A 24,367-nucleotide genomic window follows, 5' to 3' on the forward strand; every position below is an offset into this window, starting at 1 on the left:
CTGAAGGAAGAAGAACATCGGAAAGCCGGATGAGGGAAAACCTCACGTCCGGTTTGATGAAGGGGGAGCTGGAAAAGTAAATGGAGGGCTTTCGCCCTCCAAAGAAATTTCAGTTTTCTACTCTACTTATGTTAGTTAAGTTAACTTCAAATATCCAATGCTCATCCCGTTTATGACTAAACACCATCATATCTTCTTCATTACTAGTGATAATTTCTAAAGACAATTGCCCAGTTATGTAATAGAATATTACATAAAGAATACCAAAACATTCATTCAACCAAATTACGTCATAATATCTAACTCGAAAATTCAAACCCACAACTCATCTTCGGGATACAGTTGTTGAAGGAGGTAGCCTCAATGGCCATGATGCCGCGCAAAGAAATGCTTCCCGGAAGCCAATCGAAGGAAGCCGAATTTACAGTAAAGGAACTACTCAACATCCCATTGCTGAAGGAAGCTAGATTGCTTGCGGGTAACAAAGGCGTTCAAAAGGCCATTAAGCGAGTAAACGTCATGGAGGTTCCCGACGTGATCTCTTGGGTCAGGCCGGGAGAGTTCCTGATGACAACGGGATATCCTTTCCGTGACGAACCCGAGCGGTTGCAGCAATTAGTGCCGGAACTTGCCAAGCGAGGGGTTGCCGCCTTCGGGATCATGAAAAAGCGTTACTCCGACGAGCTGCCGCCGGAGGTCGTGGCGGAAGCGGAGAAGCATGGTTTGCCGCTGTTGGAGCTGCCGAGCGACATCGTGTTCTCGGACTTGGTCAGAATCGTCATGGAACGCGTATTGGCGCAGGAGACGTCTCAGCTTGCAGACCTGCAAAACCGCATACAGAGCATGACCCGCCTGCTTCTGGAAGGAAGCGGTCTTTATTCGTTCTTGGACGCTATGGAGGATATGTTGGACAATCCGGTAGCGGTCGTGCGGGAGAACGACAAGCCCTGGCTGTCCAAGAGCCTTCGGAGCGCGGAGCCTACGGAGGTGTGGCCGCTCCTGCAATCGCTCACGTTCCGGCAGGTGGGGCGCGGGTCTAGCAACGGATTCATGCTGCTGCAGAATTCGTACCGAGTTTACGCGAGTCAGATTCCGACGAGGCGAATGAAACAGGCCTGCTTGGTATTGGTCGAGCGTAATCGGGATATTCTGCCGATCGACGTGCTAAGCGTCGATCGTCTATCGTCGTTAGCGGGATTGGAACTGGCCAACGTCGAAGCCGTTCGCGAGGTCGAGGGAAAATATCTGGATCAATTCCTCCAGGATTGGCTTTCGGGCAAGATCGTATCGGAAGCGGATTGGAAACTAAGGGCCGATGTTTGCGGATGCGCGATTCCGGAGGGGACTCCGATGTGCGCGCTCTTAGTAGGCTGGCAGACACCCGAACCATCCGAGAAGTTGCGGGAAATCGCGAGACGGCTTCGTTCCGAAAGACTTCGTTCCGTCGATGGGTTGCTTGCGGCGCCCATCGGAGACGATCTGGCGCTTGTGCTTCCGATCGGACATCTCTCGCAAGCGGGAGCAGACCGCGAGGAAGCATGCTCCCAATTGATTGGCAGGTTGCTGTCCGAGCTTCGCTCGCTGCTCGGAGAACGGGAATTGAAGCTGTTCTCGGGCCGGATCGTCGAACGTTCGGATGGGTTGCAAGGAAGCTGGGCCCAAGCGAAGCGGGCGCGTCAGGTGGCGGAGGTGTGCAGGCTTCCCGGCGAGATCGTATCCTATGATCGTCTGGGCGTCTACTCCTTGCTCTATTTGATCCCTTCCGGAGAAGAAAGGGAGCAGTTTCTCAATCGCTTCTCCGCACCGCTGCTGCAAGCAGACCGCAAGGGCGGCGGACGTCTGGTCGAGACATTGGAGATGTTTTTCCGTTGCAACGGCAACATCAAGCTGACTTCCGAGAGATTATACGCGCATTACAATACGATCGTCTATCGGCTAGAGAAAGTCCAATCCATCCTAGGAGTTTCACTGGACGATCCGGAAGACCGCCTCCAGCTTCATCTGGCGCTTAAGCTTGGCCAGATCACTCCAGGCTCCTCCGGATAAGATTAGCTCCAGACAAAAGCACGTCCCCGTCGGCTGGACGGGGACGTGCTTTTTGCCTAGCGATGAGCTAATTAGCGATTAGTAGCCAGCCCGAAGGATGATGACCAATAGAATGAAGAGTACCAAAGCGAAAGCTGCCGTACCCATGTACCCTCCACCGTGAGTATGACCGCATCCGCAGCCTGCCGCAACATTTGCAACCGGATAACCCATTTTTGAAAACCTCCCGTATTCGTTTGTGTGTGATGGCGAATCACAATGTCAGCATATGGCGGGGGACATTTGGAATCCTGTACGTTTGTACCGGGTAGACGGATATTCCCCTTTTTTCAGCGAATGCCCCGGTCATTGAAATGACGGATGTGCTTTATCCTAGATTCCGCCTTTATGGGTCCGCTCAAGCCTATGCGCAGGAGGGAGGAAGCAGAAACGCCGAGAGTTCTAACTAAACCGACATGGATATTCGGTAAAGGGGAGACGCTTTGAAAATCAACGTCCACGCAAGGCTGCAGCCATTTCTTGGGAAGGAAGAATAAAGGATAAGAGGCAAACCGGAACTCGTCTTCTACGTAGTTGGGAATCGCTCTTTGCACCGCTATCGCTTTGTTGAAGAGGATAGTTTCATCGCCGTCTCCGAGTTGTACAATCCCGGACGAACCGACGGTATTAACGAAGAGAGAATCCAACGTAGAATTTCTTCCTTGTATGCTCATCAGATAAGTGCTCCTTGCTGCTGTTCTTCTTCGGGTTGCTCCTCTTCTTCTAGAGGCGGGAGCGGTGCCATGGAAACACCGACAATAACGGATTCGGGAGGCGTATCGAAGTAGGAGTAAAGCGTTATGGATTCCGTGTCGCCTACAAGCAGGGCTGAAGCGCTGGATACCCCGATGAGACTGATAGAACCTACGCATACCGGTCCGTTGGTTACGTTTATATTTAATGGAGTTGCCATTATGTCGCTTGACCGCCTTTCTGGACTTGGCGTTGCTTGCTTAAATAAGCGGAGAAAGCGCCTTGTATATCCTTTTGGGTTTTCTCCTTGATCGACTCGTACCATTGACGACGTTCTTCCTCGGAGCCTTTGGCAGGATAAGGAGCCGACTTGGCGTAGTAATGCACTCTTTCGTTTAACTGCTTCCTCACGTCTTCAATCACTCTTGCGCGATGATCATCCTCTAACGCAACTTTGAACTGCCGTTCCATCTGTATTAGAAGCGTGGCGGAATCCTCATTCATATAATCGGACATTTCATTCTGCAAGCTGCGAATGAGTGAGTCGGTCTCATCTGGCGGATCGGAGTTCACTTTCCAGCAGGCGGGATCGGGAGCCTCGAAAGATTCGATTCCCGGGATGCCTTGCGGAGATAGTCCGACGTTCAGCGTGCCTTCCAAACGGTTTACCTTTAATTGGTCAAAATGATACTCGATATGAAGAGGGGGTTTGTTCTTAATGTCATCTAGCTGTTTCTGCACATTCGCAAGCTGCTCCGACATTTGCTGCAGCTTTTGCTCGGATTGATAGAGTCGTTGTATCCATTCCTGCCAATTCTGAGCTGTAGGCATCGAATTCGGAGTCTGATAAGAGCCGTTCCATATATAAGGTCGCTGCATCTGTATACCTTCTCTCACGTTGGACTCGGCAGGGGAACGAGAGCTAAGGGCGAAGTAGCCGCCCCGAGCTCGGTGAGCTCGGGAGCGGGTTCCGTGAAGCCCCCCGTATTATACATTTGCGACAAGGCCTGAATGCTGCCGGCGCTTCCGATTTGCAGAACGGAGGAGTTGGTCACGCCGTCAATCCGAAGCTGTCCGATGGTTATCGTTTGATGAATGTTCCAGTTCATGCGATTACCCCCGAGTTCCCGGGGTCATTTTCCGATGCGTCTTGAACATCCGGGTCATTGGTATTCGTCGCGCTGATGGCGTTGTTGCTTCTCGCTAGATCTCCTGTCAAGAAAGAACCTGAGCCGGCATATGTTTTGGTAATGCTCGATGGCGAGTTTTGTAGGCTATCCCCGAACTGAACGACGCCGCTGCCGCCAACGCTAAGGATTTTGACATTGCCGATAATGCATGGCATGGGCATGACGACTCCTTCGCTTTAGGGTCATGGAACAGTGTATGAAGGCGAACGCCTAGAGGTTCTTCGTATGTTTGTTAGGAGGCTGAGCGCACAGACGTTATAACCTAGACATATGTTGATAACGAGAGTCTGAGCGGTGATGCATGCGTATCCGCTTGCGTTGCCAATGTGCCATTGGAGGGATAGGGCGGTGGGCAACTTTTTCGATAGCGGGCCGCTTCCGGATTGGAAGGATATTCAGAAGCTGCTGGGCAAAGAAATCCCATGGAAGCTGGCGGAAAATTGGGATCGGGCGGGAGATTCCGACTGGCTGAACCAGTATGTTAAAAAAATGATGCAAAATTCAAAGTCCGTCGCGAGCGTTCAGTCCTACAATCTCGTCCAAATGGAGACCAAGCAAGAGGCGAAATCCGTCAGCGTGACCATACGGCTCGGCTCAGAGATCGATATTCGCCGTTTGCAGCTGTTCGCGACTTCCGATCGTCTTAAGCTTACCGGTCTTCCCGGCGATAAGAAACGCACGATACGGTTCCCTTGCTTGGTATATGCCCGCACAGGCCAGGCTGCGATGAAGAAAGACGGTTTGCTTGTCGTCCGTTTCAAGCGAAGACCCCCGGAAAAGTCGGAATACGAATTGTTTATCCGCTCGTAAATCGGTATAATGCTAGAGGAATCAACGAGTCGGCATAGAACATGGGTAAGGCTTTTAGGGGGGGCTTATGTAGTGGATTTAGTAGACGTATCGGAAGTATCGGCGGGTTTGTTCGTCACGGGAGTTATCTTCATCATGCTGATCGGCTCTTTTTTGAGCTTGGGAGTTTTGCGATTCTTCCAACTAAAGAAGCGGCAAGGCTTCATGTTTTTGGGATTGTCCGCGTTATCGTTGATCGCGCTGGTTATCGTGATCAACACTTGGTTTTCCTAGCTCGTGGAATCGGAGCGTTGCACGGAGAAAGGCTATCCTGGCCGGTCTGTCGGACCGGTAAGATAGCCTTTTTGTTGTCGGGCCGTTTAATCGCCCTAATGTCTTTTAACCGAAGCCTGTTATCTCCGCTTACTTCCCGCGCTTGCCGTGTGAAGGCCTCGGTTGTTTCCTTCGAAGTCGCCGCAATATACGTCTTTAACGGAAACGGTCGTGACATGATGGTACACCGGAACGCAATGATGTCGTCTAATGACTTCAATCTGATGAATGACGTCGACCTTCTGAGGGTGGTAATAATCTTCGTATACCGTTTTCGGAGGATCGTAGACCGCCTTGCCAGTGCATTTAGGACAATCGGACATATTCTCATGCTCCTTTCAGGGGTTATCGTACAGTATACTACGCAAGCGACTATCCGAACTGTTCTAAAGCCTATAGGGCTCGCCCACCTGCGGAACGCGGTTTGACGTAATCTCTCATTTCCTGCATAGTTAAAGGATAAACTCCGATACGGGAGGCAATCCGATGAGAACGACTGAAGAGATTATGCAGCGAATGTCGCGAAAAGGGCTGCGGATCACGGAACAGCGGAGGACGATGGTCAATTTGTTCGACGGCGAAGCCGGCTATCTGACTCCGAAGGAAGTCTATGAACATATGCAACGCAGTTATCCCGGGCTAAGCTTCGACACGGTATACCGCAATCTTCGATTGCTGCTCGATATGGACGTAGTAGAACAAATCATGTTCGAGGATGGCGTGAAGTTCAAGCTTAGCTGCGAGGAGCTTCATCACCATCACCATATGATTTGCCTGCAGTGCCAGAAAACGTTGCCCATCCGCTTCTGCCCCATGTCCGAGACGGACGTTCCGGGCGACTTCGAGGTCGTGAAGCATAAATTCGAAGTGTTCGGCTATTGCGGCGAATGCAAGGATACATCGGCGATCCCGGCAGCTGCGCAGGGAGAGTAGGATGAAGATCGTGCGCCGAAGCCTGCAAGGGCCGATCCGGTTCTACCGAGCATTCATTTCGCCCTTAACACCTCCTTCCTGCCGGTTCCTGCCGACCTGTTCGGCATACGCGCTGGAGGCGATCGAGGTTCACGGAGCGGTGAAGGGCTCCTACCTGGCGGTCAGGCGAATAAGCAAATGCCATCCTTTTCACAAGGGCGGTTATGATCCGGTTCCTCCTTTGAAAGCGAAGAAATAACGTGCTTATTCGTTCTAGCTTGACATAGGTGAAGCAAGTCGGTTATATTTTGGCAAATAACACATATCAAGCATTTCCATTGAAGGGATAAGTACGAAGACGCGCGCCTATCGCAGAGAGCCGGGGGAGCTGGAAACCGGCATAGGGCAGCTTTGGAAAATGGTCCCGGAGGAATCGTCTTCGAGCAAGACGCAAGCCGCACGGCAAGCGACTGTAAGGGGATGACGCGCGTCCGGCGTTAGGGATGATTCTTAATGAGCCTTCGCTTGCCCTTATGCGATGGAAAATTGGGTGGTACCGCGTGAGTAACAACTCTCGTCCCATACGGACGGGAGTTTTTTGTCTTTAAATCCACTAAGGAGCTGGAATCGATGACTGAAGAGAACAAATCATTTTACATCACGACGCCGATCTACTACCCGAGCGATAAGCTTCATATCGGGCACGCATACACTACCGTTTCAGGGGATTCCATGGCGCGGTACAAGCGACTTCGAGGCTACCATGTGCGATACTTGACGGGAACGGACGAACATGGGCAGAAGATCGAACGCAAAGCCCAGGAAGCCGGCAAAACGCCGCAGCAGTTCGTGGACGACATCGTGGTGGGAATCAAGGATTTGTGGAGCAAGCTGGAGATCACGAACGATGATTTCATCCGGACGACCGAGCCTCGGCACACGAAAGTCGTGCAAGACATCTTCGCGAAGCTGCTGGAACAAGGCGACATCTATAAGGGAGAATACGCGGGCTGGTACAGCATCTCGGACGAGACCTTCTATACGGAGACGCAGCTGACGGATATCGTGCGAAACGACAAGGGCGAGGTCGTCGGAGGCAAAAGTCCGGACAGCGGCCATCCCGTCGAATGGGTTAAGGAGGAATCGTATTTCTTCCGGATGAGCAAGTATGCCGATAGGCTGCTAGCTTACTACGAAGAACATCCCGACTTCATCCAGCCTGAATCGCGCAAAACCGAGATGATCAATAATTTCATCAAGCCGGGTCTAGAGGACCTAGCGGTATCCCGTACGACCTTCAATTGGGGAATTCCCGTTCCGGGAGATCCGAAGCATGTCATATACGTATGGATAGATGCTCTTTCCAACTATATTACCGCTCTCGGATACGGCACGGATTCGGATGAACTCTTCCGACAATATTGGCCGGCTAGCGTCCATCTGATGAGCAAGGAGATCGTCCGGTTCCATACGATCTATTGGCCGATCATGATGATGGCGCTTGGACTGCCGTTGCCGGAGAAGGTGTTCGCGCACGGCTGGCTGCTGATGAAGGACGGCAAGATGTCCAAGTCCAAAGGAAACGTCGTTGATCCGGTAAAGCTAATTGAACACTTCGGCCTTGATGCCGTTCGTTATTACTTGCTGCGGGAAGTGCCTTTCGGCGCGGACGGAGCGTTTACTCCCGAGAATTTCGTGGAGCGCATCAATTACGATCTTGCCAACGACTTGGGCAACTTACTTAATCGCACGATCGCGATGATCGACAAATACTTCGATGGCGTGCTTCCTCCATTCCAGGTGGGACTCACGGAGGTTGACCGCGATTTGGAGCAAATGGCTCTCGCGACGATCGACAAAGTGGAAGAAGCTCTAGAGAAAATGGAGTTTTCCGTAGCGTTAAGCGCGATCTGGGCGCTCGTTGGACGCACGAACAAGTATATCGACGAGACGAAGCCCTGGGCGCTGGCCAAGGAGGGAGAGAACAAGCCGGCATTGGCTTCCGTAATGGGTCATCTGGCCGAGAGCCTGCGAATGGTATCCATCCTCATTCAACCGTTTCTCACGCATACGCCAGGGCGCATTTGGACTCAATTAGGCGTTGTAGAGGGTGAATTGACGGCATGGGATAGCTTGGGCGAGTTCGGGAACCTGCTTGCCGGATCGAAGGTCAGCAAGGGAGATCCGATCTTCCCTCGACTGGAGTTGGGCGAAGAAGTCGCATGGATCTCCGGGATGATGTCGGGTGGAGCCGGAGCTTCGGAAAGGGCAGACTCTTCCGTCGCTGAATCGGATAACAACGCCGCCGCATCCGAAACTCCGCCGGAATTAGCACCGGAAATTTCCATCGACGAGTTTATGAAAGTGGAGCTCCGCGTTGCGCAGGTTGTTGCTTGCGAGCCGATTCCGAAGGCCGATAAATTGCTTAAGCTCCAGCTGGATCTTGGCTTCGAGGTGCGTCAAGTCGTATCCGGCATCGCCAAGTTCTATAAGCCGGAGGAATTGGTGGGCCGTAAAGTGATCTGCGTCACGAATTTGAAACCGGTGAAGTTGCGCGGAGAACTGTCGCAGGGGATGGTTCTAGCCGCTTCGCAAGGCGACCAATTAACTTTAGCTACAGTGCCGGACGGCATGCCGAACGGCGCAATCGTGAAATAAACAAACTCGTTAAATAGATCGAATTGAACCCGTCTCCTTATCTTAGGAGACGGGTCCTTCTGTTGACAGCGGAAAGAGAGGGGGATATAATCGGGTTTGTTAATAAAAATGTTTACGATTAAGGAGATTTATAATGAAGAAGATATCGAAACTGATTTTAATAGGTTTAAGCGTGTTGGTTCTTGCGATAGGAGCCGGCTGCGGCAAGAAAGACGATACCGCCCAAACGGACGGAAAGCTTAAAGTCGTAACGAGCTTCTACCCGCTCTACTATTTCGCCAAGGAAATCGGCGGGGATGAGGCGACCGTCGTCAATCTCATAGCCGCGGGCGTCGAACCGCATGAGTGGACGCCCAAAAGCCGCGATTTGGATTCCGTCTCCGAAGCGCAATTGTTTCTATACAATGGCGCCGGGCTGGAAGGATGGGTCGAAGACTTCCTGAATGGATTGGGCTCGGATAGTAAAGTAATGACCATAGAAGCAAGCAAAGGAATTACCCTCATCCAAGGAAATCCCGAACACGAGGAAGAGCACGGGGAAGATCACGAAGGCGAGGAAGAGGAAGCCCAAGGCCATTCCGAATTGGACGTCGATCCGCATACTTGGGTGAGTCCGCGTTCCGCGCTCGTGATGGCTGCCAATATCCGCGATGCTTTCGTGAAAGCAGATCCGGGCAATCAAGCCGGTTACGAGGAACGATACTTGGATTTGGAAAATCGCTTAAAACAGCTTGACGCCAAGTTCACCCAAGAGCTGTCGGGGTTCGAGAAACGCGATATCGTGGTTTCCCACCAAGCGTTCGGATATCTTTGCCGCGACTACGGCTTGAATCAAATCGCGATTATGGGACTTTCGCCGGAAGCCGAGCCAAGATCCCAAGATTTGCTTGAGATCGCAAATTTCGTGAAGGAGCATAAAATTCCCTATATTTTCTTCGAGGAGCTCGTATCCGAGCAATTGGCTAAAACGCTTGCCAGCGAAGCCAACGTGGATACGCTCGTGCTCAATCCGTTGGAAGGCTTGACTCCGGAACAGGAGAAAGCAGGGGAAAACTACTTGACGTTAAGCGAACGTAATTTGGAAAACTTGCGGAAGGCACTGCAGTAATCTAACATAGAATAAATAAGGCTCTTAGCAGTCGAATGAAGAGGAGCGACCTCCATGGACAACAACTCGACCCTACAACAAATTGGATGCCATCAGGAGATCGTCCGCTTGGATGGAGTATCCTACTCCTTCGACTCCCAATCGGTTCTATCCGATGTTTCCTTCAGAATAATGGAGCGGGATTTCGTCGGCCTGATCGGGTCCAACGGAGCCGGAAAGACGACATTGCTGCGAATGATCGTCGGCTTGAGCCGTCCTCAGAAGGGAGCCATTTCCTTGTTCGGCCAGCCGGCGGACGAGTTTAAGGATTGGAACAAGATCGGATACGTTCCGCAAAGAAACCATTTTAACCCGCTCTTTCCCGCGACGGTCAGAGAAGTCGTATTGTCGGGCTTGTACGGCCGCAAGAAGCTATTCCGCAGACTATCCAAGGAAGATATCGGCCGTTGCGAGGATGCGCTTGGCGCGCTGAAAATCCAAGATCTCGGCGATAAGAAGATCGGCGCTCTATCCGGCGGACAGCAACAGAGAGTATTTCTGGCAAGGGCGCTCATCAACAATCCGAAGCTGCTCATTCTGGACGAGCCTTTATCGGGAATCGATACCGAGACTCAGCAAAGCTTCTTCCACATGATCAAACACATGCACCAGCGGCATAACATCACGTTTCTTATGGTGTCGCACGACATGGATATGGTGCGCTCTTATTTGGGGCAAGAGCCGAAAGAAAAATCGGGCAAGCTCTCGTTCTATGTTCGTCATTCACATGATCTGGACGATTGCGACGGGACCGATTTACTGCATTCCTTGCGGAGAGAAGGTTAGTTGGGTTTGGATATTTTAAGCGCGGAATTTTTTCAAAGAGCCTTGATCGGCGGCGCCTTGATCGCGGTGACGGCCCCTCTGATGGGGTTGTTCCTCGTATTGAGGCGGCTTGCCATGATCGGGGATACGCTCGCCCATGTAAGCATTGCAGGCGTAGCTCTGGGTTTCTTGGTCAACGTTTACCCGGTAGCGGTCGGACTCTTATTCGCGATATTGGCCTCATTTGCCATCGAATTGCTTCGTCGTACTTATCGGACCTATGCGGAATTATCGATTGCCATTATCATGTCCGGCGGAATCGCCCTCGCCTCTCTGTTATTCACGATGGGGAAAGGCTTCAACATGGATGTAAGCTCCTATTTGTTCGGAAGCATTTATACGCTCAATCAAACGGATCTCGCGGTCATTGCAGGAGTAACGATTATTGTGCTGTCTATGGTGCTTATACATAAGAAGGAGCTTTTCCTTCTGACTTTCGACGAGGAAGCCGCTTCAGTTAGCGGTCTGCCAGTCAAATATTTCAATATCATGCTCAGCGTCCTAACCGCGTTGGTCATAAGCGCGTCAATCAAGATCGTAGGAGCTTTACTCGTATCCGCTCTGCTTACCATTCCGGCGGCATGCAGTCTTACGCTGTCCCGCAGCTTCAGGCAAGCCGTCGTGCTGGTTGTCATTATTGGTGAAATCGCGGTATTGGCAGGTCTATGGATCGCTGGAATCGGTAATCTAGCTCCCGGCGGTACGATCGTGCTCTTGTTAATCGGCATCTTGGCGGTATCGGTCATGACAACGCGCATAATGAGGGCATAGCCCGAAGGAGGAATTACCATGGCCGACGTTAACGTCGGAATTGCGTTCGCGGCGGGATTCGCTTCGTTCATATCCCCATGCTGCTTGCCCTTATATCCGGCCTATCTATCATATATAACAGGCGTGTCCGTTAATCAAATCAAGACGGATACGAGCAGGAGCATGCGCTTCAAAACCATGAGCCATACTTTCTTCTTCATTCTGGGTTTCTCGGCCGTTTTCTTCGCCCTGGGATACGGCTCGAACGCGTTCGCGGACGTGTTCCGCGATTATCAGGATACGATACGGAAGATTTCCGCGATCTTCATCGTCTTGATGGGACTTTTCTTAATGGGTATCTTTCAGCCGCACCTCCTGATGAAGGAACGCAAACTCAACATGAAATGGAAGCCCGCGGGTTACCTAGGCTCCTTCGTATTCGGAATCGGTTTCGCGGCAGGCTGGTCGCCATGCGTCGGTCCGATTCTTGGCGCGATTCTAGCGTTGGCCGCGTCGCATCCAGGTACATGGGTCGGAATGACTACGGCTTATTCGCTCGGATTCGCCGTTCCGTTCTTCGTATTGGCATTCTTCCTTGGAACGGCGAGATGGATCTTGAAATACTCCAATATGTTGATGAAAATCGGCGGAGCGATGATGATCTTGATGGGTCTGCTGCTATTCACGGATAGAATGACCTCGATCACGATCTGGTTGCAAAGCATTACTCCCGAGTGGCTGAAGTTCTAAGTGAAATATTCTAGTTTTGCTTGTGGAAAATGCTCGAATATCCGCTCTGTGATGAATTCGCGGAGCGCTTCCGCCTGCTCATCCGGGTAGACGTATTTGTGCTGTCCCCAACGACCCCACTTTTTTTTCCGCTTCGCCTCATCCATTTCCAGCTTGGATTTCGGATATCTTTTCTCGATAATCGTCTTTGCCGTTTTGGTGAACCTGTGCTGTATCAACTCGAAGGTCAGATCTTGAGTCGCATCGGGCGGCAAAGTCTCGGCCAGCTTCGATATTAGTTCTCCGTAACCTTCTTGCCAGCCATCGAACCAGATGATCGGTGCAATAATGAAGCCAAGCGGATACCCCGCCCGTCCGATCTTGCCGGCGGCCTCAATCCTCTCGTGGAATCGCGAAGTCGCCGGTTCGAAATTACGGATAACGTAGTCGGCATTGACGCTGAAACGTATCCGCGTATTCCCGTTATGGCGAAGAGGGAGCAACGAATCAACGTGATGAAACTTCGTCACGAAGCGAAGACGGCCGAACGGCTGATCCGCCATGAACGTGATTGCGTCGGCTAATGATCCGGTCAGGTGCTCCAATCCTATAGGGTCGGAGGTACAGGCGGCTTCGAACCTGGTGATCTCGGGAGACCGCTCCTCGATATATTGCCGAGTCGCGTTGAGGATATCGTCCATATTGACGTACACGCGAATGTAAGGCTTGGCGCCCAAAGTAGTTTGCAGGTAACAGTAATGACAATGACCCATACAACCCGTCGCAAGCGGCATTGCATATTCCGCGGAGGGCTTGGACGTATTGAACTTTAATGTTTTCCGGATGCCGACGACGAGCGTTCTCTTAGCTGTTTTATATTGCTCCAGCTCCGTATCGCCAGGCAGATTCGTAATCCGGTTATGGGATGTGGTCATCTGATAAGGGAGGTTACGCTCCTTAACCCAAGAGAGGATACGCTGACCTTTAGGGTAATCGAGAGCCGCGGGCTCGAAATACACGAGCTCGGGGACGAACAGGGCGGTTTCCTTCGATGATCTAACCGGCGGCTCCAGTATGGTTGAAGTCATGTGCTGAGCCTCCTTCGAGAAGATTTTCCGTGATTGTAAGGCTATTATGTGATAAGTGTGCCGCAGCGATTCTTTTCGACATCTCGGGACTTGCCCCGCCCCCTTAACGCAGTGTATGATATTGAAGGAAAGGGGGATTTGCGTTGCCAACCCCAAGCATGGAAGATTATTTGGAACGGATCTTTCGGTTGATTGAAGACAAGGGATACGCCCGGGTTTCCGATATCGCCGAGGGGCTGGAAGTGCATCCTTCATCGGTCACGAAAATGATTCAGAAGTTGGATAAGGATAATTATCTCATCTATGAAAAATACCGAGGTCTTGTTCTTACGAACAAAGGCAAGAAAATGGGCAAGAGGCTCGTAGACCGCCATCATCTCCTGGAAACTTTCTTGCAGATCATCGGAGTTCAAGAAGATAAGATATACGGAGACGTTGAAGGAATCGAGCATCACCTTAGCTGGGATTCGATTACCTGCATTGAAACGTTAGTCGAGTTTTTCAATCGGGATCCTTCCCGGGCCGAGGAATTAAGCAAAATCCGCACCGAAATGGACAATGACTGATCAACAACGGAATGCTTATGTCAAAGATGAGCGAAACAGAAAGCCGCCTATCCCAAGGAGAAATCCGGGACTGGGCGGCTTTATTAATTGTATTACCGTTCTAAAGCGATGCATATGGATGTAAGCGAGAGCGGATGCGAGCGAACCGCTGGACGGAGGCGATATCCCTTGCAGACGACGTTCGTGAACGCAGTATTCGAGGGTGGAGGCGTGAAGGGCATCTCGCTTACAGGAGCAGTGCGAGCGGCCGAGGTGTGCGGGGTTGTCTTTCATCGTGTGGCGGGCACTTCATCGGGGAGTATCGTCGCCGCGCTGCTCGCTGCCGGATACACTGCCACGGATATGAAAGAGATCATCGAGATGATGCCTTTTCAGTCGCTCCTGAAGCGTAACCCGATCTTCAATATGAAGTTCATAGGACCGGCTGCCCGTTTGCTCTTACGCAAGGGGTTATACTCGGGTGATGCGCTCGAGCAATGGATTGAGGAACTATTGAAAGCGAAGGGAATACGAACCTTCGGGGATATGCCTAACGACAAGCTGCGGATAATCGCTTCCGATATTACGAACGGCAGACTGCTCGTATTGCCGCAGGACATTTCCCATTACGGTATCCGGCCTTCGGAGTTATCCGTTGCGCGGGCGATACGGATGAGCACCAGCATTCCTTATTTCTTCGATCCCGTTATTCTGCGGCAGCCGTTGAAGGAACGGAAGAAACACGCGGTGAAATCCAAGTTCTCCTACGTCGTGGACGGAGGGCTGCTAAGCAACTTCCCTCTATGGCTGTTCGAGGACGACGTAATGGCAGGGACACCGATTCCCGTCATTGGCTTCCAGATGGTCGGACGCTCTGAAGCGCATCCCCATTCCATTACAGGTCCGATCACGATGTTCCAAGCGATGTTCGATACGATGCTTAGCGCGCACGATGAACGTTATATCGAGAAGCATAATCGCATACGAACGATCAAAATCCCTGCGCTCGGGGTAGGCACAACCCAATTTAATGTCTCGCCCCAGATGAGCAAGGACCTTTATCTCTCCGGTTATGAAGCAGGGGAGACATTTTTCCGAAGCTGGGATCGCAAGCTTGGCAAACTGAAAGTGTCCATTACAAAGCGATGAGAAAAAACCGCCTCCCTGCAGGAATGCGATTCCTGCAGGGAGGCGGTTCTGTTAGTGATACCGGGGCGGTTCGTCGTCTTTGTTCTTCCGTCCTTCAATGACGGTGAACGGAGATGCGCGGCGTTTGTCCGATTTGGCGTTCGTCCGACGAAAGTCCGGTCTTGGACCTTTGCCATGAGAATGTCCGCGACCGGGCGACTTCTTCCACCTGGACGGCGGGAACTTATACAGAAAATACACGATAGCCACGAGCGACAGAGGGATAAGCCACGATTGGGTTGAGCCTCTGAACAAGCTGGTAGCCAACCCAATGGCCATAAACGCAAGCACTACGGCAAACCATGGCTGGATTCGGTTTCTCATACGTTTCCTCCTCCTAACATGCAAATCAGGATGGACTAACCTGCCGGTCCAATTCTCTCATTCGGTTGAAGGAGGCGATCGACACGGCTACTTGATCGTCGTTCGGTTCTTTGGTCGTTAGAAGCTGCAGCCACAATCCGGGAACTCCGAGCCATTTAAGCACCGGAACGTCGCGCAAAGCATTCGTCCATCTCAATACCTCGTAAGAGACGCCGAGAACGACCGGCAACAGGACAATCCGTTGGACGATTCTCTCGCCCATGGTATCCCATGTGAAAAAGGAATAGATGATAATACCCACTAATACCGTGAAGATGATGAAGCTGCTTCCGCACCTGTAATGCAGCCTGCTGTATTTTTGGACTGCGTCAACGGTCAATTCGGAACCCGCTTCATAAGCGCTAATGACTTTGTGTTCCGCGCCATGGTATTGAAACAATCTCTTGATAAGCGGGGTTTGGGAGATGAACCATAGATAACAGAGCAGAAACACGATTTTGATAGCGCCTTCCAGCAGGTTGTGCAATATCTTATTCTCGAATGCATGTCCAAAGATCAAACTTTCTACGAATGCGGGAACCAAAGTGAAAATAAGTTTTCCGACTACAAAAGAAAGTATGCCCACAAGAGCCACGCCTAATATCATGGTTAGGTTCCAGCGTTCCTTTTGTTTCGGTTTAGCCTCTTCCTCATGACCCGATTCATCCTCGGCATAGGCTTCGGCCGAATAAGTGAGATGCTGGGAACCTTTAGCGGCGGATTCGACGATTCCCACGATTCCGCGTATGAACGGTATTTTCTTGATCGCTGTCAAGAAGGGAGCCGGCTTCTTCGGAACCTCAAGGAAAGTAATCTGTTGGTCCTTCCGACGAACCGCGGTTACGTGTACATGTTTACCGGCGAACATAACGCCTTCTATTACAGCCTGCCCGCCATAAACGGCGGTAGATTTCTCAGACATGATTGGCCACCTGCTTCACTGAAACTCTGGGTGTGGATAAAATACGCCCAAGTACGTTTATTTTACTAGATTAAAGGGTAGAAAGCCACAGGGAATGGAGTTTACCATCCATTGAACGAGTAGATTCGCGGTCCCGGAGACATACTAGATCGAAGTTTTTCCAAAAAATCACACTAGGATGGATGATTAATGAAGGCCGAACAGACGGAATCCGATCGCCAACATAGTGGAAATAACGGCAACGATCCCAAACCTACCCAACCCGTATTATTCAGCTTGAAAATCGGGTTTTACGCAGGTTTGATATGGGGGCTGGTACGCTGGCTCTTAACGGGACTAAACTTTACGAACGTAACTCAAGCATTCCTGCTCGATCCCTTTGTTTCGCGCAAGTTGCTTGACGGCTTTTATTGGCAGGCGGGCGGTTTTGTCATGTTTATTTTGATGTCCATGTTAGCGGCGGTGCTTTATGTTGCGATATTGGGGCGTTTGCAGGGACCATGGCCTGGGCTGTTTTTCGGTGTCGTCTGGTGGGGACTTGTCTATGCATGGGCGGGTCCCTTGATTGGCGCAGTCCCTCCGCTTAACCGAATCGGATGGAGCAGTATAGTGACCGATTTCTGCTTATTCATGATGTGGGGGCTGTTCATCGGCTTCAGCATTGCGTTCGAGCTTCATAACGAGGCGGGAAGAGAACCGGCTTCTCAATCTAAGAAAGGTTCTCCTCGGCCCGCCAACTGAATGATATCCTCTCCTCCAAGCTGCAATCAACCGTTTTCTTACGAGCCTCCAATATGTTACAATGTCTGGTGAACTTTATTCGGCGGATATTGCTCTGGACGAATCGTATTGCGGCCTTGTCGGGAGGAGAGAATCGGATATGATAAGCATTTTGGTTATTAACGGACCGAATCTGAATATGCTGGGAGTTCGGGAGCCGGGCATCTATGGCGCGGTCACGCTGAAGGAAATCGAGTCAAGGTTAACGGCTCTCGGCGAGACGCTGGGAGCGCAGTTGCATTTCTTCCAATCTAACCATGAGGGTGCGCTGTTGGATGAAATCCATGCCGCTTACGGGAGGCACGACGGAATATTAATCAATCCCGGAGCATTAACTCATACGAGCTATGCATTGCGTGACGGGTTGTCCGCCGTTGGGCTTCCGGCCGTCGAGGTTCACCTCTCGAATATTCATAAACGGGAATCCTTCCGCCAATTTTCGGTAACCGCCGCGGTTACGCTCGGCCAGATTGCGGGGTTCGGCCCGGCCAGCTATGAATTGGGACTGCAGGCCTTGTGCCGCCACATCCAAGCCTAATAACACAAGAGTATAAAGAGAAAAGGCGGCACCGGCCGTCTTACGCGAAAGCGAGGAATAACTATGCCCAACAACCGTGTCACCCGACTGCGCGAGCTGCTCGCCAATTCCGAAGGGAAAGCCATACTTATTACTAATCCCATAAATCGTCGTTATCTGACCGGGTTTACCGGCTCTTCCGGCGTAGTCTTGATCACGGCGGACAGTGCCGCGCTCATAACCGACTTCCGATACAAGGAGCAGGCTCCGCAACAGGCGCAAGGTTATCAGATCGTAGAGCATGGAGCCGACATATACGCTTCCGTCGCGGATTTACTTCGTCAATGGAGCATCGATAGCTTATTGTTCGAAGAGCGCGATGTCACTTATTCGTCCTATAAAACGATAGAAAAGGCATTGAGCCCCGTAAAGCTAATCACCTCGGAAGGCATCGTGGAGAAGCTGCGGATGATCAAGGACGATAGCGAGCTTGCGATCATGCAGGATGCCGCTAATCTGGCCGATCGCGCATTCGAACATATTTTGGGATTCATCAAACCCGGCGTAAGCGAAAAGGCGATCGCGTTAGAGCTTGAAGTATTTATGCGTTCGCAAGGCGCTACAAGTTCTTCCTTCGATACCATCGTGGCATCCGGGGAACGCTCGGCGTTGCCGCACGGAGTTGCGAGCGACCGAATGATCGGAAGAGACGAATTCGTTAAGCTCGATTACGGCGCATACTATAACGGTTATTGCTCGGATATTACGCGAACCGTCGTTGTTGGTAAACCAAGCGACAAGCATCGCGAAATCTACGAGATCGTCAGGGAGGCCCAGCAATACGCGCTGGACCATCTTCAACCCGGAATGACGGGTAAAGAAGGCGATGCCTTGACGAGGGATATCATCACAAGGTATGGTTATGGTGAATATTTCGGCCATGGGACGGGACACGGACTCGGGATGGAAATTCATGAGGCGCCTCGGCTGTCTTTAACAGGCGATATCGTACTGGTACCAGGAATGACCGTAACGGTTGAGCCCGGAATCTATCTACCCGGCTTCGGCGGGGTAAGGATCGAGGATGACGTCGTTGTGACCGACAAGGGGATCCGAATTCTAACGAGCTCTCCTAAACAGCTGATCGTATTGGACTAATCATGGAGCAATGTCTCTACAGGAGGAGTATTTAAGTGATTTCCGTAAACGAATTTAAAACAGGATTGACGATCGAAGTGGAAGGCGGGCTCTATACCGTGCTCGATTTCCAGCATGTTAAACCGGGTAAAGGCGCCGCGTTCGTGCGCTCCAAGCTGAAGAACCTTCGCAACGGCAACGTCGTGGAGAAAACGTTCCGCGCGGGCGAGAACGTGGTTCGCGCACACGTTGAGAACCGTGCGGTACAATACTTGTACAACTCGGGCTCGGAATACACGTTCATGGACAACGAAACGTTCGACCAATTCGAATTGAACAAAAGCCAGCTCGAATGGGAAGTTAATTTCCTGACCGAGAACATGACCGTTAACATCGCCAGCTACCAAGGAGACATGATCGGAATCACGATTCCGAACAGCGTAGATCTGAAGGTAGTGGAAGCAGAGCCGGGGATCAAAGGCAGCACGGCTACCGGCGCCACCAAATCCGCCAAGCTCGAAACGGGCTTCTCCGTTCAAGTTCCGTTATTCATTAACGAAGGCGACGTCTTGTCCATCGATACGCGCGAAGGCAAATATATTTCCCGCGCATAATATTATGGATCTTGAAAATCCTCGGTTTTCGCAAATTATTGCGAAATCGGGGATTTTTTTTATTAATGGGCCAATGTTCTTGTGCTATAATATAATGCTATATGCAGATGTTCTCATAATAGTTATTAAGTATCCGTTTGGGGAGTGACTACCGGTGTCTTTGATAGTAATGAAATTCGGCGGAAGTTCCGTCGGCACGACAGAGCGAATGGGTCGTGTGGCGCAGCGAATTATCGACAAGAAGCTGCAAGGCGACCGCGTCGTCGTTGTCGTATCGGCGATGGGAGATACAACGGATGAACTAATCGACAAAGCAAACGACATTAACGATAATCCGCCTTCCCGCGAGATGGATATGCTGTTGACGACGGGCGAGCAGATTTCGGTTGCCCTGCTGTCGATGGCGATCCATAAGCTGGGACATGAAGCAAGGTCTTATACGGGATGGCAGGCTGGAATAGTAACCGAGGACGTTCACGCCAAAGCGCGGATAAGCGATATCTCTCCCGAGAGAATATTTGCCTCTTTGGATCAAGGAAACATAGTCATCGTTGCCGGATTCCAGGGAATGACTCAGAGCGGAGAGATTACGACGCTCGGACGCGGCGGTTCGGATACGACGGCCGTTGCGCTGGCTGCGGCCATTAAAGCGGACGTATGCGAAATTTATACAGATGTTGACGGCATTTACTCCACCGATCCTCGCGTCGTGAAATGCGCAAGAAAATTAGACGAAATATCCTACGATGAGATGTTGGAGTTGGCGCATTTGGGAGCGGCGGTGCTTCACCCGCGCGCGGTTGAGTACGCCAAGAATTACAATGTGAACTTGGTCGTTCGTTCAAGTTTTACGCAAAATGAAGGCACGTTGGTGAGGGAGGCCGCGGAAATGGAACAAGGCGTAGTCGTAAGGGGAATTGCTTCGGATAAAAATGTAGCCCGCATCAGCGTGCTGGGCGTGGAGGATCTGCCAGGCGTTCTAGCTAAGATGTTCGGAGCTCTAGCAGATAACGGCATAGATGTTGACATTATTGTTCAAAGCGGCGTTCAGGATGGCAAGGCGGATTTCTCGTTTACGGTATCGCTTGCCGATCGCCAGGGCGCGATGAATGTTATGTCCGGGATTAAGGCGGAGGTTCCTTACCGTGAGGTGACTTACGAGGAAGGCTTGGTGAAGGTGTCCATCGTCGGAGCGGGAATGGTGTCGAACCCTGGAGTGGCCGCGAAAATGTTTGAAGCCATCTCAAGCGTCGGCGTCAGCATCAAGATGGTGAGCACTTCGGAAATCAGAGTGTCTTGCATCATCGCCGCCGAGCCGGTACAGGACGTCGTTCGTGCGCTTCACACCGCTTACGGGCTGGATACGGCAGAAACCGCGTACGTCGGCGGTCCTCAGGATCGTCGCTAAATTCAACTTCGAGAGCTGCTTAACGAGTCTTTCATGCTCGTTGGGCAGCTTCATTTATTTTCCGAGGATTAATTGTACGATTTTGATCAGAATCGCGGCTAATCCTGCGGCCATGAGCGGGCCGACGGGGATCCCTCTTAGGAACAGCACGCCCACGATGGAACCGATCACGATTCCGACGATAAGCTGCGGGTCCATTTTCAACGTATCTAGTCCTCTGCTGTTGAGATAGGCGCCCATGGCGCCTCCCGCGATCGCGACCCATCCCGTCCAGCCGCTAAAGGCGGCGAGAATGTCTTTAGGCTGGACGCGACCGGAAGCGAATGGGACAAGAACGGCTAAAGTCAAAAAGAGCAAGCCAAGCTCGATTCCTCTTCTTTCGATCGTTGGCAAGTACCTTTCGAGACTCGTCAGCTTGATGATCAGGAGGATGCAAGCGGCGGTTGTGATAATGGATGATCTTCCGATCAGTCCGATGACGATTAATGCGACCAGAACCAACTCTCCATACATAACGGCGACACACTCCTGATTGGATGGTTGGTACACGATATGGAACAAGCCCCGCGTTTAGAACGCGGGGCTTGTTTCTTGATGTGAGATTGGAATAGGAAATATATTAAATCATGTATTCCAAAAAAGGAACTTGCTGCAGTTCGAAGGTATCGGAACGCAATCCCCGGCGCATCGATTCCAAGGTAATAACATCGTGGACGGGGATGTTGCCTAGATGAACGTCCGGTCCCAGCGTCTTAATTAAGGATACTTGTTGCTCCTTTAACGGCGCCTCCCAAAGTACTCGGCTTAAATTCGGTATCACGCTTCGGATGTGGGACAGATCATCGTCCCTGCAATCCCCTCGTTCATCGAACAAGCCAACTCCCTTGCCCGATTCCCTTGCCTCTACGGTGACTAATTCCGCTCCGCAAGACCAATCTTGTTCGGCTGTATTAGCGAAATCGTCAACGTCGATGCGCGAGCCGAAGAGCTTTTTCCCATATTCCGTGAATACCGTGAGCCCCAGGCTCTTGGCATCCTTGATGAGATCGTTGCGCAGGCCGCGACTAAGGTTGATCGTTCCGTCGGACACTTCAACGCCCGTGAATCCGAGCGCAAGAACTTGCCGGAAAAAGCCCGGAACCATATCAAGTCTGACTGCGGCTTCAAGAAGCGTGCCTCCGGGAATGACCGTTATTCCTTGGTTCGCCGCAAGCTCGATTTTGTTCTTAAGGACGGGCAGCGGATACAAGGGCGAAGTACCGAAACCAAACTTGATGATGTCGATATATTCCCCCGAAGTAGCCAGCAGATCCGTGAACGCGTGAAGCCCGATGCCTTTGTCGATGACCATTGTGCGGCCCTTTGTACGGGGCTTAAGTTGCCTTCGTCCGCTCGGGTCGGTTAATGCAGCTGGCCACGTGGATGCAAGTGTCGTGATTTCCATACTCAACTCTCCTCGTTTGTTTACAAGGTGGATATTACCAAGCCAATATATGCATTCGCCTATAGTATGGTGATCTCTTAGTTTCGAATGTCGATAAAGTTCTCCCATCTATCAGACAAGTTACAGGTCTTGTCCGCATAGACATAGAATAAGCGCAATACATCATTCCTTACTTGCAGGGGGAACTAAAATGGATAAAGCAGCGTTCAGCATGGCGATGCTACGGATTTTGTCCGGCAGTATCGAACTAACCGCGGCCATTGTCATGATCCGGTTAAATGATGTACAGAAAGCATTGGCGGTCAATTCCATGCTTGCTTTGGTAGGGCCGCTCGTGCTCATCTCCACGACGACGATCGGGCTCGTCGGTTTGGCGGACAAGCTGTCGCCCGCGAAATTCGTTTGGATTCTCGCAGGCGTCGGCTGTCTTTTAATAGGCATTCTAAGGAAGTAACGACCGTTGTCCAGTTAGGCCAAGCAGGCATAATCCCGCTGTCCAAGCATACACATGAAAAGCAAAGATCAACTTCCGGGAAAGGGGGAGCCTAATTGCCGCAACCTTTAATGGAGCTGTTCCCGTCTTCCCTGCGTTTCGTGCTGGAGCAGGTTCCGGCAGTTGCTAGGGAGGAGCTCGAAGAGATCCGCATTCGCGAGAACCGGCCGCTTGAAATCAGCTATGGAAGCCGATATTCGTTCGTTCGCGAAGATGGCACTTTAACGGATCAGCATCGGGAAGCTTTTGTGCCAAGCAAGGAGCTGTGCCGAGCGTTGCTCGAAAGAGTGACAAACCATTCCATCTACGCGGTGGAAGAGGAACTGAGAAGAGGTTACGTTACGGTGCCTGGCGGACATCGTATCGGACTTGCCGGACGCACCGTTCTGGACAAAGGTCTCGTATCTCACCTGCGGGATATCGCAGGTTTTAACGTGCGTATTGCGCGCGCTCGTATCGGTTTCGCTTCCCAGGTATTGCCCGGATTGCTAGATTTCAAGGCTAGGACGATACGCCATACGTTAATCGTCTCTCCGCCACAGCAAGGAAAAACAACGCTCATCAGGGATTTAGCCCGTTGCTTAAGCTTAGGGGATTGGGGGCATCCCGCCGCGAAGGAATGGGGAAGCCGTAAAGTAGGCATCGTGGACGAACGTTCGGAAATCGCCGCCAGCGAAAGGGGGGTTCCTACGTTCGATCTTGGTCCTCGTTGCGATGTACTCGATGCCTGCCCGAAAGCCGAAGGCATCATGATGATGGTAAGGTCGCTCTCTCCTGAAATCATTATCGTGGACGAGATAGGACGACCGGAGGACGCGGAAGCTATTAATGAAGCCATTCATGCAGGGGTTAGGGTGTTAGCTACCGCTCATGCAACGGATATATCGGACGTATTCGCAAGGCCCGTGCTTGCTAAATTAGCCTCGGATGGCGTATTCGGCTCCTATGTGTTCTTATCCAGGGTCGGAGGAAAGGTAGAGCACCGAATCATCTCAGCGGAGGAGGCTCTGCAAGAAACGTCGCGGACATATAGCCGAACGATCGGGGCAACTCCGAGAGATGCGCCATGGGAGACTAAGAAGCCAGCCGCTATGAACGGATCGACAACTGCATCAACGACTCTGGTTACGGTCAAAGCGCGGTCGATGCCGGTCATTCGGTCTCCGAATCCGCTTGAGGCAAGAGGGTTCGACGATGCTTAAATTCGCCGGTATATTGCTCATCTTGTTCGCGGGTACGATGATCGGCTTCCTTCAAGCCTCCCGTTACGCCGCGCGACCACGGCAAATTCGCGAGCTGCTTCATGCGCTCCAGCGCCTGGAAACGGAAATCAGCTACGGGCAGACTCATCTCCCCGAAGCGTTGAGACGTATTTCCGAGCTGGTTCCAAGACCGCTCTCCTCCATGTTCTCAAGCATCTCTTACTCGTTATCTGGCAATTCCGCGGGATCCGGAGAAACGGTCAGGGAGTGCTGGGAGCGGGCGATCAACGTCCATTGGCCGGCAACGGCCATGAAGAAAGCGGAGAAGGAAGCCGTTCTCCGACTAGGCTCGACGCTTGGAGGGAGCGGGCGGGAGGACCAGCTTAAGCATATTCGCCTAACGATGATCCAACTGCAGGCGGAGGAATCGTCCGCAAGGGAGGACCAGCACCGTTACGAGAAGCTAAGCCGCAGCTTGGGAATGCTCGGGGCTGCCTTGGTCGTCATTCTGATGATATAACCGACATAAACGTTAATCCGCCATCCCAAGGACTG

The 24,367-nt window shown here is 51.6% G+C and carries 32 protein-coding genes and 1 other annotated feature; of the genes, 20 read left to right on the top strand and 12 right to left on the bottom strand.

Features of this window, described 5'->3' with window-relative positions; translation table 11 throughout:
- Positions 1–363: 363 nt before the first annotated feature.
- Entirely contained in the window at positions 364–2,046 is a 1,683-nt protein-coding gene (locus E2980_RS03620; RefSeq protein WP_135150777.1) for a PucR family transcriptional regulator, read from the top strand.
- Between the two features lie 78 nt (positions 2,047–2,124).
- Here the strand turns inward: E2980_RS03620 and E2980_RS03625 are convergent, their stop codons facing one another.
- The 6 genes from E2980_RS03625 to E2980_RS03650 all read right to left on the bottom strand — a co-directional run bounded on the left by E2980_RS03625 (position 2,125) and on the right by E2980_RS03650 (position 4,123).
- Positions 2,125–2,259: an MYXO-CTERM sorting domain-containing protein gene (locus tag E2980_RS03625; protein WP_135150778.1), complete on the bottom strand. Its 135-nt coding sequence runs from the start codon at positions 2,257–2,259 to the stop codon at positions 2,125–2,127.
- A 116-nt stretch (positions 2,260–2,375) separates the two neighbouring features.
- Positions 2,376–2,759: a spore germination protein GerPE gene (locus E2980_RS03630; RefSeq protein WP_135150779.1), complete on the bottom strand. Its 384-nt coding sequence runs from the start codon at positions 2,757–2,759 to the stop codon at positions 2,376–2,378.
- Complete coding sequence (locus E2980_RS03635; protein ID WP_135150780.1) at positions 2,759–2,998, bottom strand: spore gernimation protein GerPD; 240 nt, start codon at positions 2,996–2,998, stop codon at positions 2,759–2,761. The genes E2980_RS03630 and E2980_RS03635 overlap by 1 nt, the downstream gene beginning before the upstream one ends.
- On the bottom strand, positions 2,998–3,657 hold the full coding sequence (gene gerPC, locus E2980_RS03640; RefSeq protein WP_135150781.1) for a spore germination protein GerPC: 660 nt from the start codon (positions 3,655–3,657) through the stop codon (positions 2,998–3,000). The genes E2980_RS03635 and gerPC overlap by 1 nt, the downstream gene beginning before the upstream one ends.
- Positions 3,658–3,671: 14 nt before the next feature.
- Entirely contained in the window at positions 3,672–3,887 is a 216-nt protein-coding gene (locus E2980_RS03645; protein ID WP_135150782.1) for a spore germination protein GerPB, read from the bottom strand.
- Positions 3,884–4,123, bottom strand: a complete 240-nt coding sequence (locus E2980_RS03650; protein ID WP_135150783.1) for a spore germination protein — start codon at positions 4,121–4,123, stop codon at positions 3,884–3,886. The genes E2980_RS03645 and E2980_RS03650 overlap by 4 nt, the downstream gene beginning before the upstream one ends.
- Positions 4,124–4,316: 193 nt before the next feature.
- Between E2980_RS03650 and E2980_RS03655 the strand changes: the two genes are divergently transcribed.
- On the top strand, positions 4,317–4,778 hold the full coding sequence (locus tag E2980_RS03655; RefSeq protein WP_135150784.1) for a hypothetical protein: 462 nt from the start codon (positions 4,317–4,319) through the stop codon (positions 4,776–4,778).
- 72 nt (positions 4,779–4,850) lie between these two features.
- Positions 4,851–5,051: a hypothetical protein gene (locus E2980_RS03660; protein ID WP_135150785.1), complete on the top strand. Its 201-nt coding sequence runs from the start codon at positions 4,851–4,853 to the stop codon at positions 5,049–5,051.
- A 119-nt stretch (positions 5,052–5,170) separates the two neighbouring features.
- Here E2980_RS03660 and E2980_RS03665 read toward each other — a convergent pair whose 3' ends face one another.
- A complete protein-coding gene (locus E2980_RS03665) occupies positions 5,171–5,413 on the bottom strand; it encodes a hypothetical protein (RefSeq protein ID WP_135150786.1) in 243 nt (80 codons plus the stop codon).
- A 163-nt stretch (positions 5,414–5,576) separates the two neighbouring features.
- On the opposite strand from E2980_RS03665, the gene E2980_RS03670 reads away from it, so the two are divergent.
- The 7 genes from E2980_RS03670 to E2980_RS03700 all read left to right on the top strand — a co-directional run bounded on the left by E2980_RS03670 (position 5,577) and on the right by E2980_RS03700 (position 12,132).
- Entirely contained in the window at positions 5,577–6,023 is a 447-nt protein-coding gene (locus E2980_RS03670; RefSeq protein ID WP_135150787.1) for a Fur family transcriptional regulator, read from the top strand.
- Between the two features lies 1 nt (position 6,024).
- On the top strand, positions 6,025–6,261 hold the full coding sequence (gene yidD, locus E2980_RS03675; protein ID WP_135150788.1) for a membrane protein insertion efficiency factor YidD: 237 nt from the start codon (positions 6,025–6,027) through the stop codon (positions 6,259–6,261).
- Positions 6,262–6,331: 70 nt separating this feature from the next.
- Positions 6,332–6,587: a binding site (T-box leader), on the top strand.
- Between the two features lie 45 nt (positions 6,588–6,632).
- Positions 6,633–8,660, top strand: a complete 2,028-nt coding sequence (metG, locus tag E2980_RS03680) for a methionine--tRNA ligase (protein WP_135150789.1) — start codon at positions 6,633–6,635, stop codon at positions 8,658–8,660.
- Positions 8,661–8,793: 133 nt separating this feature from the next.
- Positions 8,794–9,768 carry a metal ABC transporter solute-binding protein, Zn/Mn family gene (locus tag E2980_RS03685; protein ID WP_135150790.1) on the top strand — a complete coding sequence of 325 codons (975 nt, stop codon included), beginning with the start codon at positions 8,794–8,796 and terminating at the stop codon, positions 9,766–9,768.
- 54 nt (positions 9,769–9,822) lie between these two features.
- Positions 9,823–10,593, top strand: a complete 771-nt coding sequence (locus tag E2980_RS03690; RefSeq protein ID WP_135150791.1) for a metal ABC transporter ATP-binding protein — start codon at positions 9,823–9,825, stop codon at positions 10,591–10,593.
- A 6-nt stretch (positions 10,594–10,599) separates the two neighbouring features.
- On the top strand, positions 10,600–11,403 hold the full coding sequence (locus tag E2980_RS03695; protein ID WP_135151030.1) for a metal ABC transporter permease: 804 nt from the start codon (positions 10,600–10,602) through the stop codon (positions 11,401–11,403).
- Positions 11,404–11,421: 18 nt separating this feature from the next.
- Positions 11,422–12,132, top strand: a complete 711-nt coding sequence (locus E2980_RS03700) for a cytochrome c biogenesis CcdA family protein (protein WP_135150792.1) — start codon at positions 11,422–11,424, stop codon at positions 12,130–12,132.
- On the opposite strand, the gene splB is transcribed toward E2980_RS03700, so the two are convergent.
- Positions 12,129–13,199: a spore photoproduct lyase gene (splB, locus tag E2980_RS03705; protein WP_135150793.1), complete on the bottom strand. Its 1,071-nt coding sequence runs from the start codon at positions 13,197–13,199 to the stop codon at positions 12,129–12,131. The genes E2980_RS03700 and splB overlap by 4 nt on opposite strands.
- A 143-nt stretch (positions 13,200–13,342) precedes the next feature.
- Between splB and mntR the strand changes: the two genes are divergently transcribed.
- Together mntR and E2980_RS03715 are read left to right on the top strand one after the other, a co-directional pair.
- Positions 13,343–13,765, top strand: coding sequence for a transcriptional regulator MntR (gene mntR, locus E2980_RS03710; protein ID WP_135150794.1), 423 nt, complete (start codon positions 13,343–13,345; stop codon positions 13,763–13,765).
- 87 nt (positions 13,766–13,852) lie between these two features.
- Positions 13,853–14,893: a patatin-like phospholipase family protein gene (locus E2980_RS03715; protein ID WP_240702851.1), complete on the top strand. Its 1,041-nt coding sequence runs from the start codon at positions 13,853–13,855 to the stop codon at positions 14,891–14,893.
- 51 nt (positions 14,894–14,944) lie between these two features.
- Here the strand turns inward: E2980_RS03715 and E2980_RS03720 are convergent, their stop codons facing one another.
- Positions 14,945–15,256 carry a hypothetical protein gene (locus E2980_RS03720; RefSeq protein WP_135150795.1) on the bottom strand — a complete coding sequence of 104 codons (312 nt, stop codon included), beginning with the start codon at positions 15,254–15,256 and terminating at the stop codon, positions 14,945–14,947.
- A gap of 25 nt (positions 15,257–15,281) precedes the next feature.
- Entirely contained in the window at positions 15,282–16,217 is a 936-nt protein-coding gene (locus E2980_RS03725) for a DUF1385 domain-containing protein (RefSeq protein WP_135150796.1), read from the bottom strand.
- A gap of 189 nt (positions 16,218–16,406) precedes the next feature.
- Between E2980_RS03725 and E2980_RS03730 the strand changes: the two genes are divergently transcribed.
- From E2980_RS03730 to E2980_RS03750, 5 genes are all read left to right on the top strand, one after another.
- Positions 16,407–16,958 (top strand): YqhR family membrane protein, encoded by a 552-nt coding sequence (locus E2980_RS03730; protein WP_135150797.1) that lies wholly within the window; start codon positions 16,407–16,409, stop codon positions 16,956–16,958.
- A 139-nt stretch (positions 16,959–17,097) separates the two neighbouring features.
- Positions 17,098–17,535 carry a type II 3-dehydroquinate dehydratase gene (gene aroQ, locus E2980_RS03735; protein ID WP_135151032.1) on the top strand — a complete coding sequence of 146 codons (438 nt, stop codon included), beginning with the start codon at positions 17,098–17,100 and terminating at the stop codon, positions 17,533–17,535.
- 63 nt (positions 17,536–17,598) lie between these two features.
- Positions 17,599–18,672 (top strand): M24 family metallopeptidase, encoded by a 1,074-nt coding sequence (locus tag E2980_RS03740; RefSeq protein ID WP_135150798.1) that lies wholly within the window; start codon positions 17,599–17,601, stop codon positions 18,670–18,672.
- Positions 18,673–18,707: 35 nt separating this feature from the next.
- Positions 18,708–19,265 (top strand): elongation factor P, encoded by a 558-nt coding sequence (gene efp / locus E2980_RS03745; RefSeq protein WP_135150799.1) that lies wholly within the window; start codon positions 18,708–18,710, stop codon positions 19,263–19,265.
- A gap of 154 nt (positions 19,266–19,419) precedes the next feature.
- A complete protein-coding gene (locus E2980_RS03750; protein WP_135150800.1) occupies positions 19,420–20,673 on the top strand; it encodes an aspartate kinase in 1,254 nt (417 codons plus the stop codon).
- A 54-nt stretch (positions 20,674–20,727) separates the two neighbouring features.
- Here the strand turns inward: E2980_RS03750 and E2980_RS03755 are convergent, their stop codons facing one another.
- Positions 20,728–21,186, bottom strand: coding sequence for a DUF441 domain-containing protein (locus tag E2980_RS03755; protein WP_135150801.1), 459 nt, complete (start codon positions 21,184–21,186; stop codon positions 20,728–20,730).
- A gap of 106 nt (positions 21,187–21,292) precedes the next feature.
- The gene (comA, locus tag E2980_RS03760; RefSeq protein WP_135150802.1) at positions 21,293–22,117 is read right to left on the bottom strand and encodes a phosphosulfolactate synthase; all 825 of its coding nucleotides are present in this window, start codon (positions 22,115–22,117) and stop codon (positions 21,293–21,295) included.
- Positions 22,118–22,307: 190 nt separating this feature from the next.
- On the opposite strand from comA, the gene E2980_RS03765 reads away from it, so the two are divergent.
- From E2980_RS03765 to spoIIIAB, 3 genes are all read left to right on the top strand, one after another.
- A complete protein-coding gene (locus E2980_RS03765; protein ID WP_135150803.1) occupies positions 22,308–22,571 on the top strand; it encodes a YqhV family protein in 264 nt (87 codons plus the stop codon).
- A gap of 95 nt (positions 22,572–22,666) precedes the next feature.
- Positions 22,667–23,812, top strand: coding sequence for a stage III sporulation protein AA (spoIIIAA, locus tag E2980_RS03770; RefSeq protein WP_240702852.1), 1,146 nt, complete (start codon positions 22,667–22,669; stop codon positions 23,810–23,812).
- The gene (gene spoIIIAB, locus E2980_RS03775) at positions 23,805–24,332 is read left to right on the top strand and encodes a stage III sporulation protein SpoIIIAB (protein WP_135150804.1); all 528 of its coding nucleotides are present in this window, start codon (positions 23,805–23,807) and stop codon (positions 24,330–24,332) included. The genes spoIIIAA and spoIIIAB overlap by 8 nt, the downstream gene beginning before the upstream one ends.
- Positions 24,333–24,367 lie beyond the last annotated feature (35 nt).

Origin of the sequence: Cohnella luojiensis (assembly GCF_004564235.1) — a bacterium.
GTDB lineage: Bacteria > Bacillota > Bacilli > Paenibacillales > Paenibacillaceae > Cohnella > Cohnella luojiensis.